Raw genomic sequence first — 17,003 nt, 5'->3', positions numbered from 1 at the left:
CTTCCTGGAGAATTAGATTGCCCGCTTCCTCAGGCGCCGGCGCTCGCGCTCGGAAAGGCCACCCCAAATGCCAAACCGTTCGTCGTTCGCGAGGGCGTACTCAAGGCACTGCGACCGCACATTGCATGCGCCGCAGACCTTCTTGGCGTCACGCGTTGATCCGCCCTTTTCCGGGAAGAAGGCTTCGGGATCCGTTTGGGCACACAGTGCGTCAGTCTGCCACCCCAACTCGCCTTCGTCAGCGAAGTCCTGCTGGAAGGGCAATCCGATCCATACCGGCTGGGACGACGTTCCGGCGACATGCGTCTGCAGTTCCATGGGCGGATCCAGGTCGTCTTCGTCCTGGTCATGCCCGCCATCCAGCAGAGCTTCGTGTGCTGCCAGGAAAGCCGTGGCCTGGTCCTGCAATGAGTCTTTGGTGTTTTGGTTATACCGTTCGGCGGCATCGGGATCCGCAGGATCCACGTACCAGTCACTCGGCACGCCCCGTGCCCGGTATTTTGCCGTTGCCTGTCCGGCGACGACGGCATCTTCATGGATACGCTCTACTTGCCCCAATGCGACCCTCCTGATGTTGCAGCCGTTGCCTGGATACTTGGACACTCGGTTGTGTGCCGGTATTTGCGCAGTGGCTCTCGATATCTAATTACACGCGTGTAACTACTGGTGAGTCAAGCTGTGGCCGGGATAATAATCAACAATCGCTGCCAAGCGCGGTCACGCCACGCCCGGGAATTTTCCGCCACACGGCTGGGCCAGGCACCGGAACTGGTTTCCGATTTGGCAATCAGGGCTAAATCCCCCTAATTCCGGGAGGAAAATACAACCTGCGGGCGGATATCGCAAGCGAAATGACAAACTCCTGTGAGTAAAATCACAGCGTCCTTCCGGGTTTCGAACGAACCGCAAGTCCTAAACCAGGTCAGCCTGCACGCAGATCACCGGTGCTTGGCTCTCCCTGACGCGATGAAATGGGCCGTGGCAAGATGTAGCCATGAACATCCCTGCTATCGAACTCATGACAGCCCTGCGCTCCGGGCACGCCACCTCCCCACGGCTGACCTGGTACGGGCCCGACTCTGAACGGGTGGAACTTTCGGGCAGAGTCCTGGACAACTGGGTGGCGAAGACCAGCAACCTGCTGCAGGACGAACTGGACGCCGAACCGGGAATGCGGGTCCGCCTGGACCTGCCCGCCCACTGGAAATCACTGATTTGGGCGCTGGCAAGCTGGCAGCTCGGCATGGAAACCCTCCTTGACGGCGGCGGCGCGGATTTCCTTGTCACCGACAAGCCAGACACGTTCCAGGGACAGTACGACGCCGTTGTGGCCGTGGCGCTGCCGGCCCTCGCCATGCGGTGGCCCGGGGAGCTGCCTGACGGCGTCATCGACTACGCCTCGGAAGTGCGTTCCCACGGCGATGTCTTCATGGCGCATGCCGATCCGGATGCATCCGGCTGCGCACTCAGTGGCCGGGACGGGCAGCGGCACCTCCACGGGGACCTGCTCAGCGCTTTTGCCACGCCGCACGAGGAAGGCGTCCGGCTACTGGTTTCCGCCGCTGACGGGCTGGAGGCAGCTTTGGCGAACTCGCTGGGCGCGTGGACAAAAGGCGGCTCCGTGGTGCTGGCACATCCCGACGTCGAGCTGACGGAGAAGCTCCTGGCCGCGGAACGGATCCACGGAGGCTAACAGCCCGGCCTAGGGCCGGCGGTTGCTCTCCGGTGACCGTGCGCTGTCCTCGGCACCGGCTTCTGCCGTGGGCTGGTGCTCCTTGTGGTGCTCCTTGTGATGGAGTTCAATGAGCTCGTGGTCGTGCGAGAACTCCGGTTCCTGATCGAGTTCTTCGTTGAAGACAAGGAACCGATAGGCAAAGAAGCGGACAACCGTGGCAACCAGGATTCCCACCACGCCGGCCGCAAACAGCATGTTCTTGTCCGTGACGTTCAGCGAGTACTTGGCGATGGCAGTAAATCCAGTGGAGATCCCGATGCCAATGCCGTTAATGAGGATGAACATCAGGAATTCCCGCAGGACGTTCGCCTGCCGGCGATGCCGGAAGGTCCACAACCGGTTCGCGATCCAGGAGAAAAGTGTCGCCACGCTGGCGCCGACAAAACGGGCCTTCGCTTCGCTGTCGGTCATCGGACCGTGCATCAGGAAGTACGTCAGCCCGTTGTCAATGACAAACGCCACACCGCCCACAGCTCCGAACTTGGCCACCTCGCGCCAAAACAGCGAGGCGAGCCCCCGGATACGATCTGCAAGTGTGTTAAACATGACCCTCCATGGCCGTTCGAACTATGGGCCACACGGCCAGGGGTCCATTTTAGCCCGGGATTAGCCTGGCGGCCCACGCGCGGGGGCGGCCGAGAGCCAAATTACAGGGAAAAACGGCCCCAAAGGCATCCGGAAGCCGGGAACCCCCAAGCTTTTCTGTAGGCTGGCCCTTGTGACTTTTCCAGTAATCGGCGTGGTTGGCGGCGGCCAGCTCGCGCGAATGATGGCCCCAGCCGCCACCGCTCTCGGCTTTGAACTCCGCGTCCTTGTTGAGGCGGAAGACGTTTCAGCCGTCTCAGCCGTTTCCACCTCTCCGGTAGGGGATTACAAGGATCTCCAGACTCTCCTCGAGTTCGCGGAGGGCCTGGACGTGATGACCTTTGATCACGAGCATGTGCCCACTGGCCACCTCCGTGCACTCCAGGAGGCAGGAGTGAACGTCCAGCCCGGACCGGATGCCCTGGTCAACGCCCAGGACAAGCTGGTGATGCGTGCTGCGATCGACAGGCTCGAACTTCCGAACCCGCAGTGGACCGCCGTAGACGATGTTCCATCCCTTGTGGTCTTCGGTGAACAGATTGGCTGGCCCGTTGTCCTGAAGATGCCCCGAGGCGGCTACGACGGCAAAGGTGTGCGGATAGTCGCATCCGCTGAGGATGCGGCCCTGACCGTTGAGTGGTTCGACGCCATGAGTCCGCTCCTGGCCGAGGCAAAGGTTGAGTTCAGCCGGGAACTGTCAGCGCTGGTGGCCCGCACCCCCGACGGCGAAGCCCGGGCCTGGCCCGTGGCACACACCATCCAGGTTGACGGGGTCTGTGACGAGGTCATTGCTCCCGCGCTGGACATCCCGCTTGACGTGGCTGCGGCGGCCGAGGACGCAGCCCTGCGGATCGCCAGCGAACTGGGCGTCACGGGAGTTATGGCAGTTGAGCTGTTTGAGACACCGGGGGTCGGCGCCGGTTTCCTCATCAACGAACTGGCCATGCGCCCGCACAACACAGGCCATTGGACCCAGGACGGATCGGTGACCAGCCAATTTGAACAGCACCTCCGCGCGGTCCTTAACCTTCCCCTCGGCTCCACGGACGTCTTGGGCCCCGTGGTGGTGATGAAAAATTTCCTGGGCGGCGATAACCAGGACCTGTTTTCCGCGTATCCCGTGGCTCTGGCAAGTGAACCGGCCGCGAAAGTGCATTGTTATGGCAAGTCGGTGCGCCCCGGCCGGAAGATCGGCCATGTCAACCTGCTGGGTGATTCCACCGCCGACGTCGACTCCCTCCGCCAACGGGCGTCAAGGGTGGCAGGGATCATCCGGGACGGCCGGGTGCCGTCCGAAGAAGCACCACGGATTTCTGAGGAGAACGCATGACCGCCGAAGCAACGCCCGCTGCGGGCAGTTCGACTACTCCGCTCGTGGGGCTGGTCATGGGCTCTGATTCGGATTGGCCGGTGATGGAGGCTGCGGCCGATGCGCTGGCAGAATTCGGCATTCCCTTCGAGGCGGACGTGGTTTCCGCCCACAGAATGCCCACGGAAATGATCCGGTACGGCCAAACGGCACACCAGCGCGGGCTCCGGGTCATCATCGCCGGAGCCGGCGGCGCCGCCCACCTGCCGGGCATGCTGGCCAGCGTCACCCCGCTGCCCGTCGTCGGGGTTCCGGTGCCCCTGAAGACCCTGGACGGGATGGATTCGCTCCTGTCCATTGTCCAGATGCCCGCCGGAGTACCCGTGGCTACTGTTTCGATTGCCGGAGCACGAAACGCCGGCCTCCTTGCCGTGCGGATCCTCGCTGCCGGGACGGATGAGCTGGCGGCCTCCCTCCGCGCCGACCTGCTGGAGTTCGCCCAGGATCTCAACGACGTTGCCACCCGTAAGGGCGCCAACCTCCGGCAGAAGGTCAGCGAAGTCTTCGCTGACGGCAACGGTGTCCTCCGGAACGGCCGCTAGGTCCACGGATGACATCAAGCGATCAGCTGCATTCGGCACCGGCCAGGGCCACCGACCCCGTCCGGTTCCCCCTGGGTGCCTCGTCCCACGTCCGGACCAAGCGCGCCTTCGTCCTGGTGCTCATGACCCTCCTTGTTCCGGGCAGTGCCCAAATTGTGGCGGGCGACCGCAAACTGGGCCGGACCGCTTTGCGGATCACCCTGGGCGTCTGGGCGCTGCTGGCACTGGCAGTGCTGCTGCTGGTCGTTAACCGGATGCTGCTGATCAACATCATTGCCAACCCCCTCGCTTCCTTGGTGATTGTTGTCCTTTTGGCAGCCCTCGCGGTTGGCTGGGCCCTTCTTTTCATCAATACCCTGCGGATCATCCGTCCTGTACTGCTTGCACCGCCGGTCCGCCCCGCCGTCGTGATTGCCCTGGTCCTGGCGATGGTCATCGGGAGTGGCTCGCTGGGGTATGCCGCCTACCTGCTCAACGTTGGCCGGAATGCGCTTGGCAGTATCTTCAATGCCACCGGTCCTGCCATCGAACCGGTTGATGGCAGGTACAACTTCCTGATGATGGGCGGCGACGCCGGCGCGGACCGCACCGGCCGCCGGCCGGACAGCCTCTCGGTGCTCAGCGTAGATGCCAAGACCGGGCAGACGGCCATCATCTCCGTCCCGCGGAACCTGCAGAACGCCCGGTTCAGCGAGGACTCCCCCATGCGCCAGGTCTACCCGGACGGTTACGACTGCGGCGACGAATGCCTGATCAACGCCATCAACACCGAGGTGACCAACGAGCACGCCGACCTCTACCCAGGCGTGGCCGATCCCGGAGCCCAGGCCACCATGGAAGCGGTCTCCGGGACGCTGGGAATGACAATCCAGGCCTACGTCCTGGTGGACATGGAGGGCTTTGCCACGCTCATCGACGCCATGGGCGGCATCAAAATCAAGGCCGGCGGCTGGGTCCCCATGAGCGGCTACTTCGATGATTACAGCCAAACCCACGGCATGCCCCTCGGGTGGATTCCTGCCGGAGAGCAGACGCTCGACGGGAACCAGGCCCTGTGGTATGGCCGGTCACGCGAGTATGTGGACGACTACGCCCGCATCCAGCGCCAGCAATGCGTCCAGCAGGCCATGCTGAAGCAGCTTGACCCGGCCACGCTCCTGGCCAAGTTCGAGGACATTGCCAACGCGGGTACCCAGGTTGTGGAGTCCAACATCTCCTCCTCGCAGCTTGGCAGTTTCCTGGACCTCGCCATCAAGGCGAAAGGCCAGGACGTCAAGCGGCTCACCATCGGCCCTCCGGACTTTGACGCCTCGTTCTCCACAGTCCCGGACTTTGACGTGATCCACGACCGCATAGACCAGCTGCTGGCCTCTGCATCCGCATCTGCGTCCCCTCAGGCAGCAGACGCCCCTGCCGACAGTATCGTGGAACCAACCGGTTCAGGCGGTCACCTTCAGGCGTCGGGCCTCCTGCCTGCATCCCTTCAGGCAACGGGTGGACGGGCGGGCCAACAGTCTCCCCCGCCGTCGGACTTCACCCCGGTGACCACCACGCCGGATGGCGAACCGATCACCGAGGCCATGCTCAACCAGCTCAAGAGTGAAGGCAATGAAGAGGCAATCCGGGAACTCGTGGCCACCAATGGCCAGTGCGCTCCCCTGTAGGCCTGAAGAAACGAAGCCGATAAGTTGCCTTAGCCCGCAGACCAACGAAATGGACACTGCTGTGTACGAAATTGAGAACGTCCTCCGCGATTACGCGTGGGGTTCGACGACGGCGATCGCCGGGCTCCTGGGGCGCCCTGAGTCAGGGCTGCCGGAAGCCGAGCTTTGGATCAGCGCCCATCCTGATTCTCCGTCAGTCGCGCGCCGGCCCGATGGATCCTCGGTTCCGTTGGATGCCCTCATCGCCGAAGACCCGGAACACTTCCTGGGCGGGCCCTCCGTGAGTGAGTTTGGGCCGCGGCTTCCCTTCCTGACGAAGATCCTGGCCGCGGCGGAACCCCTCTCCCTGCAGGTCCACCCCAGCATTGAGCAGGCAAAAGCAGGGTTCGCGCGGGAAAATGCCCAGGGGCTGGCACCTGACGCGGCCAACCGCAGCTACCGGGATGACAACCATAAGCCGGAGATGATCTTTGCCCTGACCCCCTTCGAGGCGCTGTGCGGATTCCGGCGCCCCCGCGAGACACAGGAGATCCTGCGTCAGCTCATGAAGTCTTTCGACCTGGTCGAAGCCCCGGTCCCGGCACTCCTGGAATCACTGCTGGAGGACCTCGCTGACCCCGATGAGGGTGTCGCGCTCAGAAACGCCTTCACACGGCTGATCTCGGGCGGCGAGGACGTTGCAGAGGCCACGGCCCTGGTGGCGGCCGCCCTGGCATCAGGCGCTCCCCGCGCCCCCTACGAGACCGAGCTGTCCACGGTGGCCAGCCTCAACGAGAAGTATCCCGGCGACCCCGGGGTCCTCATCTCGCTGCTGCTCAACAGAATCTCGCTGGCTGCCGGCGAGGCCGTGTACCTTCCGGCGGGCAACGTGCATGCCTACCTGCACGGCCTGGGCGTTGAGGTCATGGCGTCATCGGACAACGTGCTGCGCGGCGGGCTGACGCCCAAGTTCATCGACGTTCCGGAGCTCCTGCGCACCATCGAATTCCAGCCGGTGGCCGTGCCCATGCTGGCCCCGCAGATCTCCGGCCTCGGGCAGGAGCTCTACCAGCCGCCGTTCCGGGAGTTTCAGCTTCAAAGGATCGTGGTGAAACCGGAGAGCGCGCCGGTTCCGCTGGCCCAGTCCGGCGCAGCAGTTGTCATCGTTGTGGAAGGCTCCGTGTACTTGGACTCGCCCAAGGGTGACCTGCAACTGTCCCGCGGCGGCAGCGCCTTCCTGCCCGCGTCCGAGGCCCCCGTCAATGTCCACGCCGTGGCTGGCACCTCCGAAGCGGCCATCGCCTTTGCCGTCACCACGTCGATGAAGGGCTGAGGAGTTGGACCACTTCCTGCAGACTCAAGCGTGGGCTGATGTCCAGGCGTCCCTTGGCCGCCGCGTCCACCAGCAATCCGGGCCCGGGTGGCGCTTCCTGGCCGTGGAGGAAAAGAACCCGGCCGGCAAGGTGCTGTACGCACCCTACGGCCCGGTGGCCGCCACCCCTTCAGCGTTCGACGCCGCCCTCGCCGCCCTGGTGGACGTCGCCCGGTCCTGCGGTGCGGTCTTTGTCCGGATCGAGCCGGTCTCGGCCGGCCTGGAACCTTCCGCCGCTGATGCGGAACTCCGCCGCCGTGGCCTGCAGCCGGCCCCCGTGAATCAACAGCCCGAACTGAGCCGGGTGATTGACCTTGAGGGCGATTTCAAGGACGTGCTGGCAGGCATGAAACCCGTCAACCGGAACCTGTACCGGAATATCCACAAAAAGGGCGTCACGTTCCGGAGCTCGCAGGACCCCGATGACATCCGGATCCTGCTGGACTTCCTTCACATGACCGCCAGGCGCAACGGGTTCAAGCCGCAAAGCGACGAATACCTGACCCAGGTGGCCGCTTCCCTGATGCCTGCCGGCGCCGCCACCCTTTTTATTGCAGAGCTGGAGGGAAGCCCCATAGCGGCGGCCCTCGTCTACGATTCGGCGGACACGCGCACGTACGCCCATGCAGCCCTGGACGACTCCCACCGGAAGCTCAGTGCTGGCATCCCGCTCCTGGTGACACTGATCGCGGAGGCAAAGGACCGGGGCCTCAAGCATGTGGACCTCTGGGGTGTTGCCCCGGCGGACCAGCCGGACCACAAATGGGCGGGCTTCACGGCGTTCAAGAAGTCCTTCGGCGGCCGGGAAGTCTCTTACCCGGGCACCTGGGACCTTCCGGTCAAGAAGCTGCGGTACCGCGCATACCAGGCGGCCCGCAAGCTGCGGAACATGGCGGTAGCCGGTGTCCGCTCCGCCCGCGCGCGAACTGGCAGATAACGCCCTCAAACCTGCCTTTTGCCGTCATTAGCTGCCTGTTCGCGGCCATAAGTCGGGCGCGGAGGAAATCGTAAGGAGTGCGCGGACCTTTTCGACGATGAACGGACGATCTCCTTCCAAGTCAGCTTTGAGCACCCGAAGCTCGCGCCACCCAAGACTCTCGGTCAGCCGCTGCCGGGCGATGTCTCGACGATATTGGTCTGGGTCTCCATGATGGCCTCCGTCGTATTGCAAGGCCAGTCGCCGGTGCGGATAAGCTGCATCCGGCCAGACCACCGGGCGGCCCGATCCGTCACGCAGCACAACGTTCAAGCTTGGCTCCGGAAGCCCGGCCCGGATCAGAGCCAATCGCATCAATGACTCAGGGGCCGAGTCGGCGCCCTCCCGAATCAGCTCAAGGGCGAGCCTGGCCCGTTTCACCCCGCGCATGCCCGGATGCTGCGCAACCATTCTTTGCAAGTCGGACACGGAGGCCAGCTGTTTTCGCGGCGCCGGGAAATCCTCGCCGTGCTCGACGACGATTGAGTCACCGGCCGCTACCAGGTCATCCTCACTCAGCATGGAGGCCAGATCCAGCCACGTCCTCGCGGGCGAGGTGAGCCGGACGCCGTCGGACGTGATGACTTCGCCGGGACGGAACGACAGCTGATGCCCCACCACATTGCGGCGGCGTGGCTTGCAACTGGACGCCTGCCGGGCAATATGGAGACGCCAGTCCTGATCCAGCCACGCCGGCAAACTGATTCGCATTATTCGGGCGCTGGTGGAATGCGTCAGGACACAGCTTGGGTCGATCCGGGTGTAGGCACGAACGTTGTCCGCCACGCTCCCCACGCTCTGAAGGGGCAAGCGAATACCGCGGGAAGGCGTGAAGATACCATCACGTGTGAGCTGCTTGTGGCTGAGGCCCAACGTGGGGGCGTCGGCAGCGAGAAACGATCCTTGAGGCAACTGGGGAGGCATGGGTATCCGGGACATGGTTCATTCTGAACCGGAAACAACCGGCCCCCGGAGTTATCCACAGAAGATGCGGGACGCTTAACGCGAACTGGCAGCTAACGACCTCAAATTAAGAATTTGAGGTCGTTTGCTGCCAGTTCGCGCGGTGGAGAGTGTTACTGCTTGCGGGCGTAGCCTTCCCACTTGCTGGCCTGGTGCTCGCCGTCCACAAAGCGGATGGTGCCGGACTTGGAGCGCATCACGATGGACTGCGTGAGGACCTTGTCCTTTGAGTAGCGGACACCCTTGAGGAGGTCGCCGTCGGTGATGCCGGTGGCAGCGAAGTAGCAGTTATCGCTGGAGACGAGGTCGTTGGTGGACAGCACGCGGTCAAGGTCATGGCCGGCGTCGATGGCCTTCTGCTTCTCTTCGTCGCTGGTGGGCCACAGGCGCCCCTGGATCACACCGCCCAGGGACTTGATGGCACATGCGGCCACGATGCCTTCCGGGGTGCCGCCGATACCCATCAGGGCGTCAACGCCGGTACCCGTGCGCACGGCGGCAATAGCGCCGGCGACGTCGCCGTCCATGATGAATTTGGTACGCGCACCTGCTTCGCGGATTTCTTCCACCAGCGGGCGGTGGCGGTCGCGGTCAAGGATCATGACGTTGAGCTGGTTGACCTTGACGCCCTTCGCCTTGGCAATGAGGTGCAGGTTCTGCTTGACCGGCAGTCGCAGGTCAACCATGTCGGCTGCTTCCGGGCCGGTGACGAGCTTCTCCATGTAGAACACAGCGGAGGGGTCGAACATGGAGCCGCGCTCAGCAACTGCCAGGACGGCGAGGGCGTTGTTGATGCCCAGGGCTGTCAGGCGGGTGCCGTCGATGGGGTCCACGGCGACGTCACACTCAGGACCGGTGCCGTCGCCAACGTGTTCGCCATTGAACAGCATGGGGGCTTCGTCTTTTTCGCCTTCGCCGATGACCACAACGCCGTTGAAGTGGACAGTGTGAAGGAAGGAGCGCATGGCGTCGACGGCGGCACCGTCGGCCTTGTTTTTGTCGCCGAAGCCGACCCAGTGTCCGCCGGCGATCGCCGCGGCCTCGGTGACGCGGACGAGTTCCAGTGCAAGGTTGCGGTCCGGCTCATCGAGTCCCACAGCCAGGGACGGGGAGAGAGTGGAGTATTTCTGGGTCATGGACGCTGGTGACACGTGAACCTCTTCTTCGAGTGGCGATCATTGAGCCCGTTCCGCCGGATTCAGCAGACACGGTGATTCCTCTGCTTCTGATCATAGTCGGGTGCCGCCCTCCGGCGCTGGGATGACGTCGCCGCGCAACACAACCTCCAGTCCCGTCGATGCAGGACCCAAGTGTGAGTTGTACCCCCGCATGGGCGACTATAGAGGGGTGAGTGAAATGCACGAAAAGACCAACAGCGGGCCAGATCAGGCCGACGCCGGGCGCCGCGAAGAGGCTGCCGGAACCTTTGACGACGCGCCCATCAGGCCCGTGATCCCGGCGGCGGCAGCCAAACGCGCCAATGCTTCGGTGATCGGCATGATCATCGCCCTTGTGGTGAGCATCGCGGCGTTCCTGCCCGTTGTCCTGATGAACCCGTCCCCCAAGAGCGATGGCTACCGGCCGAATGTCGACGTCAGCGAGGTGGCCCGCAACGCCACAGATGTGGCGGGATTCACACCTGTCGCGCCGGAGACGGGAGGGGCCTTCACGTCGAACTACGCACGCTGGGAGACAGGAAGCGGCAGCGGCGTCCCCACGTGGGAGGTTGGCTACCTAACGCCGAAGGAGTCTTTCATCGGGCTGGTCCAGACGCGCCAGGCAAACCCCACCTGGCTTCTCCAGGAGACCAATAGCGCACCCGTCACCGGAACACGCACTGCCGGCGGCCAGGAGTGGGAGCTTCGCGATACGGGCAAGGGCGAGAAGAGCATGGTGCTGGACTACCGCGGCACCACCGTTGTCCTGACGGGGACAGCGCAGCTGGACGAGTTTGGCATCCTCGCTGACGCCGTCGTCAAATCCCTGGAAAGCAATCCGGCCGTCACAGTTTCACCCTCAGCCACTGCCGCACCGTAAAGTAGGCGCGTGGCAACCTACCTGACTCCGGCCCTGGCCTGGCGGCGACTCCGCGAAGGCAACGAACGCTTCGTCAACGGCGAATCCTCCCACCCGAACCAGGACGCCTCGCGCCGGTCCTCGCTGGTGGAAAACCAGCACCCGTTTGCGGTGATTTTTGGCTGCTCCGATTCCCGGCTTGCGGCTGAAATCATCTTCGATCTTGGTCTCGGAGACGCCTTTGTGGTCCGCACCGCGGGCCAGGTGATCGATGACGCGGTACTTGGCTCCCTCGAGTACAGCGTCAGCGTGCTGGGAGTGCCGTTGATCGCCATTCTTGGGCATGACAGCTGCGGCGCCGTCAGCGCAACGAAAACCGCTGTGGACACCGGCCAAATGCCAGCGGGCTTCATTCGTGACCTGGTGGAGCGCATCACGCCCTCGGTTCTGACGTCGATGCGCGATGACAAGCACGAGGTCAACGACATGGTGGTTGAGCACGTCAAACAGACCTCGCAGCGGCTTGCGGACAGCTCACGTGTGATTTCCGCCGCAATCGACAGCGGACGTACGGCTGTCATTGGCCTCTCCTACAGCCTTGCCGAGGGCCGTGCCAACGTTGTTTCCGGGATCGGCGAGCTCTAAGGTCCCTGCGGGCCGCCCCGAAACTAAGGCCGTCGCATGCGGTTCACGGTTTTCAGTGCGGCCTCAGAGAGTCCTAAGCTAGCCCCATGACTTCCACTGAAGAATTCCGCATTGAACACGACACGATGGGCGAAGTCCGCGTCCCCGTGAACGCCCTGTACCGTGCACAGACGCAGCGTGCAGTTGAAAACTTCCCCATCTCCGGCAAGACCCTGGAACGCGCCCACATCGAAGCCCTTGCCCGGGTCAAGAAGGCAGCCGCCCAGGCGAACGCAGAACTTGGAGTGCTCGACGGCGAGCTGGCCAAGGCGATTGCGGAAGCCGCCGATGAGGTAGCCACCGGCAAATATGACGGCGACTTCCCCATCGACGTTTTCCAGACCGGCTCCGGCACCTCCTCGAATATGAACACCAACGAGGTCATTGCCGAGCTGGCCACCCGCGCCCTCAAGGCCGCCGGCAGTGACAAAGTTGTCCACCCGAACGACCACGTCAACGCGTCGCAGTCCTCCAACGACGTCTTCCCGACGTCCGTTCACGTTGCAGCCACCTCAGCCCTGATCAACGACCTCATCCCGGCCCTTGGCTACCTGGCAGAGTCGCTGGAGCGCAAGGCCGTTGAGTTCAAGGACGTCGTCAAGTCCGGCCGCACCCACCTCATGGACGCCACCCCGGTGACCCTGGGCCAGGAGTTCGGCGGCTATGCAGCCCAGGTCCGCTACGGCATCGAGCGTATCAACGCCTCCCTCCCCCGCGTCGCTGAAGTTCCGCTCGGCGGCACGGCCGTGGGCACCGGCATCAACACTCCCGCCGGCTTCCCCGAGCGGGTCATCGAGCTCCTGGCAACGGACACCGGCCTGCCGCTGACCGAAGCCCGCGACCACTTCGAAGCCCAGGCCAACCGCGACGGCCTCATTGAAGCATCCAGCCAGCTGCGCAACATCGCGATCTCCTTTATGAAGATCAACAACGACCTGCGCTGGATGGGCTCCGGCCCCAACACGGGCCTCGGCGAAATCGCCATCCCGGACCTGCAGCCAGGCTCCTCGATCATGCCCGGCAAGGTCAACCCGGTTATCTGCGAGGCGTCCATCATGGTTGCCGCGCAGGTGATCGGCAACGACACCGCCATCGCCTGGTCCGGCACCAACGGCGCCTTCGAGCTGAACGTCGGCATCCCCGTTATGGCCGCCAACCTGCTTGAATCCGTCCGCCTGCTGGCCAACACCAGCCGTGTGATGGCCGACAAGATGATCGACGGCATCACCGCCAACGTTGAGCGTGCCCGCTTCCTGGCCGAAGCGTCGCCGTCCATCGTCACCCCGCTGAACAAGTACATCGGCTACGAAAATGCTGCGAAGATTGCCAAGAAGGCTGTCGCCGAGGGCCTCACTATCCGCGAAACCGTCGTCGCCATGGGCTTCCTGGAACGTGGCGAGGTCACCGAGGAGCAACTCGACACCGCCCTTGACGTCATGTCCATGACGCGCCCGCCGCACAAAGCCTAACAACACAACGTACGACGCCGGCCGCCCGCCTTCCCAGTGAAGGCGGGCGGCCGCTGTCGTTCCTACCCCTTGAGAGTTTTTGTCCAGATACGGCGACTTCCGCGCATTCCAAGTCGCCGTATCTGGACAAAAATTCGGAATGCGGAAGGGACGTGAGGGCCGATCTCGCAGTGTCACATCAGGGTTCGAAGTGCGCGGCTTCAACCGGAGCGAGGGCGCGGTGGATGCTGGTCAGGTGGCCTGGCATCAGTTCCGGCAGCTCGTCGATTCCGAACCAGCCCACGGCCAGCGACTCGTCGTCGTTGATCCGCGCAGTGCCGGACACATAGCGGCAGCGGAACACCACGTCCAGGAATTCACAGACATCCCCGTTGGGGTAGGTGAACGGTCCCACGGCACCGACGGAAACCACCCGCTCCGGCTCCACCACCACAGCCGTTTCCTCGAAGATCTCACGCACCAGTCCGCGGGCCGGGTGCTCGCCGGGCTCGAGCATTCCCGAGATGAGGGCCCACTGGCCGTTATCAACCCGCTGGGCCAGCAGGATGCGGTCCTGGCCATCGACCACCACTCCCCGGACGCCAGGAACCCACAATGGGTCATTGCCGATTTTCTTGCGAAGTTTGAGGATGTAGTCAGGTGCTGGCATCCTGCCAGCCTAGCGGAGGCGCTCCGGGCCGGAGAGATACTCCGCTGGGCAGTTCACCTAAAGCTTGGTACTTGGCCCGGAGTCTTTCAGGACCACGGTGCCGTGCCCGTTCTCCAGCAGCAATGATTCCCCCGTCAGTTCCCATGTCACTGTCTGTTCGAAAAGTTCACGCGTCCAGGACTCAAAACCACTCGCCGGTTCCGCGCAAGCCATGGCTGTTGAAATCGTCTGGCCAGGGATCAGCTGGTTTCCTTCCACAGAGACTTCAATGCTCATGTGGTTGCATGGAGTTTTCACTCCCACCGTCCAGGTTCCATTAACAAAGGTGGACGAGACGACGAGGGGTTGGGCGTGGAGCCATTCCAGCTCTCCCGAGGCATCGCTGCCTTCCGTGGAAGTGAACGTGCGGCACCCGAAGGGACCGCCTTCGCAGCTTGGACCGGGAATGGGGGAACCCGTATCCGGGCCTGCAGTTTCCGTCCCGAAACTGGAATCCGGTGCCGCTGGGAGGGGAGAGCCCTGATCTGCGCCCGGCACTCCGGCGCAGCTTCCTAAAGCCATGGTCATCAGGATGGCCCCTGCGGCTCCATGCAACAGTTTCGTGAGCTTCATGGTTTCCCCAAAATCCGCCCGTCGAGGCTCTTCATTGTCCAACCAGGTTGTTCTCATCAGTCTCCCCCGGGGGACTCCCGCCACGGAAGGCAAGGCGTGTTGCGGTACGGCCTCACTTTTCAATGGATCCGGGGCGCAATATTTAACCCGGCAGCAGCATGGCAGCCGCGGTTCCGGCGAGCATAAACGGGCCGAACGGAATGGAAGACTTCAGTGTGCCGCGGCGGGCGACGAGGAGGGCCAGGCTCCAGAGGCCGCCCAGCAGGAAGGCCGCGAAGGTTCCGGCGAAGACGTGCGCCCAGCCCAGATAGCCCAGATACATGCCCAGGACCCCGGCGAGTTTGACATCGCCGAAGCCCATTCCGGGGGGATAGGCCAGGCGCAGGAGAAAGTAGAAAACCCAGAGGACCACTCCCCCGGCCACTACACGAAGGGCAGGAACCCCCAGGAAGCCTGCTGCACCTTCCGGGATGGCCTGGAACGCGCCCGGGCCCCCTGCGACATGCACCAGGGCGGAGGCCAGCAGCAGGACACCGGCCACTGCATAGGACGGGAAAACAATCCTGTTGGGAAGCAGATGGTGCCTCACATCGATAACAGTGAGCCGGACCGCCATCACCGCAAAGTAGGCGCACGCCGCCAGCACCAGCCAGAAGGCCAGCGGAGTCACAGCCCACAGTTCGTCCAGTCGTCGGATCACTCCTCGGATGCTACTGGATTTCGGCTCCGGGCCGCAGGGCCCACGCGTAAACTGTGGATATGGCGACGTGGGACACGAGGCATCGGCCCGATCCGGACAACAGCGCATCGAGCGCAGACCTGACAGCCATGTTCCGTAACCTTTGCCGGTCATCCCCCTGGAAGTGGCAGTCCCTGCGATTTGAATACTGGGACGAACCATTCACCGACGCCCCTGAAGCCTCGGCGCCGCTGGTCAGGGCGTGGCTGCGCCGGCCGGGCGCGCTCCGCCTCGAAACGGTGGACGGACGTGTCCTTCACAGCACCACCGGAATCAATGATTCCAAGGATGACTTCTATGTCAGTGCCACGCGGAAGTCCTGGCTCCTGCCTCCCCATCTGGTGGCGCCCGTTTACGATAATGCAGGTTTGGTCAGGCGCCGGCCCGAGGCCGCCTATGGTGAACCTGGCTTTGGCAACGGCCGTTTCTCTGCTGCCCTCGATCCTGTGGAGCTCGCCGGCAACGCTCCGGTCCCCCTGGAGTTCCCCGGCAGCAACGCCGTGGAGGTCTTGGATGTCCGCCGGATTGAGCAGGACGGCAGGCCCACCCTTGAGGCCATCGTCACGCCGACTGCGGCCTACCATCCTGCAGATCCTGCCGCTCCACTGTGCCTGCCGGGAAACAACACTGTGCGGGTGGATCTCGGAACAGGAGTCTGCGTGTCCAGCCGGTCCCTTGAACCGGTTACGCAGGGCTATGGCCACTGGCTGCGGATCATCGCCGTGGACGAGTACATGCTGGATGACCTGTTCCTGGCTGAGTCGATGAACCTCACCGATGTCCGCCGGCACATCAGCTGGGACGTTCCGGCCTGACCGGGAGACGTGACAGGCCCAAACCCAGTCAGTGGGCTAGGCTTCCCTGATGACCGAGCTGACTTCCATCTGGCCCCTTTTCAACCTCACCCTGACGACGCCCCGGCTGGTCCTCAGGCCCGTGGCAGATCAGGACTTCCCCGCGGCTGTGGCGGCAGCAAAGAGTGGAATCCATGAGCCCGGGAAAAGTCCGTTCAGCACGCCCTGGGCGGAGGCGCCGGCCGAGGAGCTGGGACCGAATATGGCCAGGTGGCACTGGCGCAGCCGCGCGGAGTCAACGCCGGAATCGTGGAGCCTGATCCTGGGCATCTGGCACGACGGCGGACTGGTGGGCTGCCAGGACATCGGCGCCAAGGATTTCGGCACCCTGAAAACGGTCTCGACGGGCTCCTGGCTCAAAAGGTCCGTCCAGGGCCGGGGGCTCGGCAAGGAGATGCGCGCCGCCGTCGTTCTTTATGCCTTTGACTGGCTCAAAGCGGAGGTGGCCGAATCAGAAGCCGCAGACTGGAACGCCGCATCCCTTGGCGTCTCCCATTCGCTGGGCTATGAGCTCAACGGCGTTACGCGGACGGCCTGGGGCGACAAGGTGGAAGACGTCCAAAAGATCCGCGTCACCCCTGAAACCTTCAACCGCCCCGACTGGACCCTCAAAGTAGAAGGCCACGACCCCGTAGCCAAATTCCTCGACATCAGTTAGCGCGTTGCCGTGGTTGGGTCGCCGGGTTCCTGTCCTCCGCCGTCGCTTAGACACCTCCCGCCGCGCTGCTACGGTCGCTGGACGACCTGCGCATCGCTCTGGTCGGCGATGCGCTCCTACGCGAAGGACTGGAACCC

The 17,003-nt window shown here is 63.7% G+C and carries 18 protein-coding genes; 11 read left to right on the top strand and 7 right to left on the bottom strand.

What is annotated here, in order from left to right; all coding sequences use genetic code 11:
- Nucleotides 1-12: 12 nt before the first annotated feature.
- On the bottom strand, nucleotides 13-558 hold the full coding sequence (locus F8G81_RS06895; protein WP_267278260.1) for a WhiB family transcriptional regulator: 546 nt from the start codon (nucleotides 556-558) through the stop codon (nucleotides 13-15).
- 436 nt (nucleotides 559-994) lie between these two features.
- Here F8G81_RS06895 and F8G81_RS06890 point away from each other — a divergent pair, with 436 nt between their 5' ends.
- Nucleotides 995-1,693, top strand: a complete 699-nt coding sequence (locus F8G81_RS06890) for a TIGR03089 family protein (protein WP_267278259.1) — start codon at nucleotides 995-997, stop codon at nucleotides 1,691-1,693.
- Between the two features lie 9 nt (nucleotides 1,694-1,702).
- Here F8G81_RS06890 and F8G81_RS06885 read toward each other — a convergent pair whose 3' ends face one another.
- Nucleotides 1,703-2,281, bottom strand: a complete 579-nt coding sequence (locus F8G81_RS06885; protein WP_267278258.1) for a GtrA family protein — start codon at nucleotides 2,279-2,281, stop codon at nucleotides 1,703-1,705.
- 220 nt (nucleotides 2,282-2,501) lie between these two features.
- Here F8G81_RS06885 and F8G81_RS06880 point away from each other — a divergent pair, with 220 nt between their 5' ends.
- The 5 genes from F8G81_RS06880 to F8G81_RS06860 all read left to right on the top strand — a co-directional run bounded on the left by F8G81_RS06880 (nucleotide 2,502) and on the right by F8G81_RS06860 (nucleotide 8,183).
- A complete protein-coding gene (locus F8G81_RS06880) occupies nucleotides 2,502-3,650 on the top strand; it encodes a 5-(carboxyamino)imidazole ribonucleotide synthase (protein WP_267279146.1) in 1,149 nt (382 codons plus the stop codon).
- Nucleotides 3,647-4,231 carry a 5-(carboxyamino)imidazole ribonucleotide mutase gene (purE, locus tag F8G81_RS06875; RefSeq protein ID WP_267278257.1) on the top strand — a complete coding sequence of 195 codons (585 nt, stop codon included), beginning with the start codon at nucleotides 3,647-3,649 and terminating at the stop codon, nucleotides 4,229-4,231. Before F8G81_RS06880 ends, purE begins: the two co-directional genes overlap by 4 nt.
- 8 nt (nucleotides 4,232-4,239) lie before the next feature.
- The gene (locus tag F8G81_RS06870; RefSeq protein ID WP_267278256.1) at nucleotides 4,240-5,895 is read left to right on the top strand and encodes an LCP family protein; all 1,656 of its coding nucleotides are present in this window, start codon (nucleotides 4,240-4,242) and stop codon (nucleotides 5,893-5,895) included.
- A 61-nt stretch (nucleotides 5,896-5,956) separates the two neighbouring features.
- Nucleotides 5,957-7,207, top strand: a complete 1,251-nt coding sequence (gene manA / locus F8G81_RS06865) for a mannose-6-phosphate isomerase, class I (RefSeq protein WP_267279145.1) — start codon at nucleotides 5,957-5,959, stop codon at nucleotides 7,205-7,207.
- A gap of 4 nt (nucleotides 7,208-7,211) precedes the next feature.
- Complete coding sequence (locus F8G81_RS06860; protein ID WP_267278255.1) at nucleotides 7,212-8,183, top strand: lipid II:glycine glycyltransferase FemX; 972 nt, start codon at nucleotides 7,212-7,214, stop codon at nucleotides 8,181-8,183.
- A gap of 27 nt (nucleotides 8,184-8,210) precedes the next feature.
- On the opposite strand, the gene F8G81_RS06855 is transcribed toward F8G81_RS06860, so the two are convergent.
- Together F8G81_RS06855 and glpX are read right to left on the bottom strand one after the other, a co-directional pair.
- The gene (locus tag F8G81_RS06855) at nucleotides 8,211-9,008 is read right to left on the bottom strand and encodes an endonuclease domain-containing protein (protein ID WP_267278254.1); all 798 of its coding nucleotides are present in this window, start codon (nucleotides 9,006-9,008) and stop codon (nucleotides 8,211-8,213) included.
- 290 nt (nucleotides 9,009-9,298) lie between these two features.
- Nucleotides 9,299-10,321 (bottom strand): class II fructose-bisphosphatase, encoded by a 1,023-nt coding sequence (glpX, locus tag F8G81_RS06850; RefSeq protein WP_267279144.1) that lies wholly within the window; start codon nucleotides 10,319-10,321, stop codon nucleotides 9,299-9,301.
- A gap of 220 nt (nucleotides 10,322-10,541) precedes the next feature.
- Between glpX and F8G81_RS06845 the strand changes: the two genes are divergently transcribed.
- The 3 genes from F8G81_RS06845 to F8G81_RS06835 all read left to right on the top strand — a co-directional run bounded on the left by F8G81_RS06845 (nucleotide 10,542) and on the right by F8G81_RS06835 (nucleotide 13,354).
- The gene (locus tag F8G81_RS06845; RefSeq protein WP_267279143.1) at nucleotides 10,542-11,222 is read left to right on the top strand and encodes a DUF4245 domain-containing protein; all 681 of its coding nucleotides are present in this window, start codon (nucleotides 10,542-10,544) and stop codon (nucleotides 11,220-11,222) included.
- Between the two features lie 9 nt (nucleotides 11,223-11,231).
- Nucleotides 11,232-11,846, top strand: coding sequence for a carbonic anhydrase (locus F8G81_RS06840; protein ID WP_267278253.1), 615 nt, complete (start codon nucleotides 11,232-11,234; stop codon nucleotides 11,844-11,846).
- A gap of 86 nt (nucleotides 11,847-11,932) precedes the next feature.
- The gene (locus tag F8G81_RS06835; RefSeq protein WP_267278252.1) at nucleotides 11,933-13,354 is read left to right on the top strand and encodes a class II fumarate hydratase; all 1,422 of its coding nucleotides are present in this window, start codon (nucleotides 11,933-11,935) and stop codon (nucleotides 13,352-13,354) included.
- 178 nt (nucleotides 13,355-13,532) lie between these two features.
- Here the strand turns inward: F8G81_RS06835 and F8G81_RS06830 are convergent, their stop codons facing one another.
- The 3 genes from F8G81_RS06830 to F8G81_RS06820 form a co-directional block, all read right to left on the bottom strand.
- On the bottom strand, nucleotides 13,533-14,003 hold the full coding sequence (locus F8G81_RS06830) for an NUDIX hydrolase (RefSeq protein WP_267278251.1): 471 nt from the start codon (nucleotides 14,001-14,003) through the stop codon (nucleotides 13,533-13,535).
- A 57-nt stretch (nucleotides 14,004-14,060) separates the two neighbouring features.
- Nucleotides 14,061-14,615, bottom strand: a complete 555-nt coding sequence (locus F8G81_RS06825; RefSeq protein ID WP_267278250.1) for an META domain-containing protein — start codon at nucleotides 14,613-14,615, stop codon at nucleotides 14,061-14,063.
- 142 nt (nucleotides 14,616-14,757) lie between these two features.
- Entirely contained in the window at nucleotides 14,758-15,315 is a 558-nt protein-coding gene (locus tag F8G81_RS06820) for a prepilin peptidase (protein WP_267278249.1), read from the bottom strand.
- 59 nt (nucleotides 15,316-15,374) lie between these two features.
- Between F8G81_RS06820 and F8G81_RS06815 the strand changes: the two genes are divergently transcribed.
- Both F8G81_RS06815 and F8G81_RS06810 read left to right on the top strand, forming a co-directional pair.
- Nucleotides 15,375-16,169 (top strand): hypothetical protein, encoded by a 795-nt coding sequence (locus tag F8G81_RS06815; RefSeq protein WP_267278248.1) that lies wholly within the window; start codon nucleotides 15,375-15,377, stop codon nucleotides 16,167-16,169.
- A gap of 49 nt (nucleotides 16,170-16,218) precedes the next feature.
- Nucleotides 16,219-16,866 carry a GNAT family N-acetyltransferase gene (locus F8G81_RS06810; RefSeq protein WP_267278247.1) on the top strand — a complete coding sequence of 216 codons (648 nt, stop codon included), beginning with the start codon at nucleotides 16,219-16,221 and terminating at the stop codon, nucleotides 16,864-16,866.
- The last annotated feature ends 137 nt before the right edge of the window (nucleotides 16,867-17,003 follow it).

The sequence above is a fragment of the Arthrobacter sp. CDRTa11 genome, from assembly GCF_026427775.1.
Taxonomy (GTDB): Bacteria; Actinomycetota; Actinomycetes; order Actinomycetales; family Micrococcaceae; genus Arthrobacter.
Note: the sequence above shows the minus strand (reverse complement) of the source record. Positions and strands in the feature narration are given on the sequence as shown.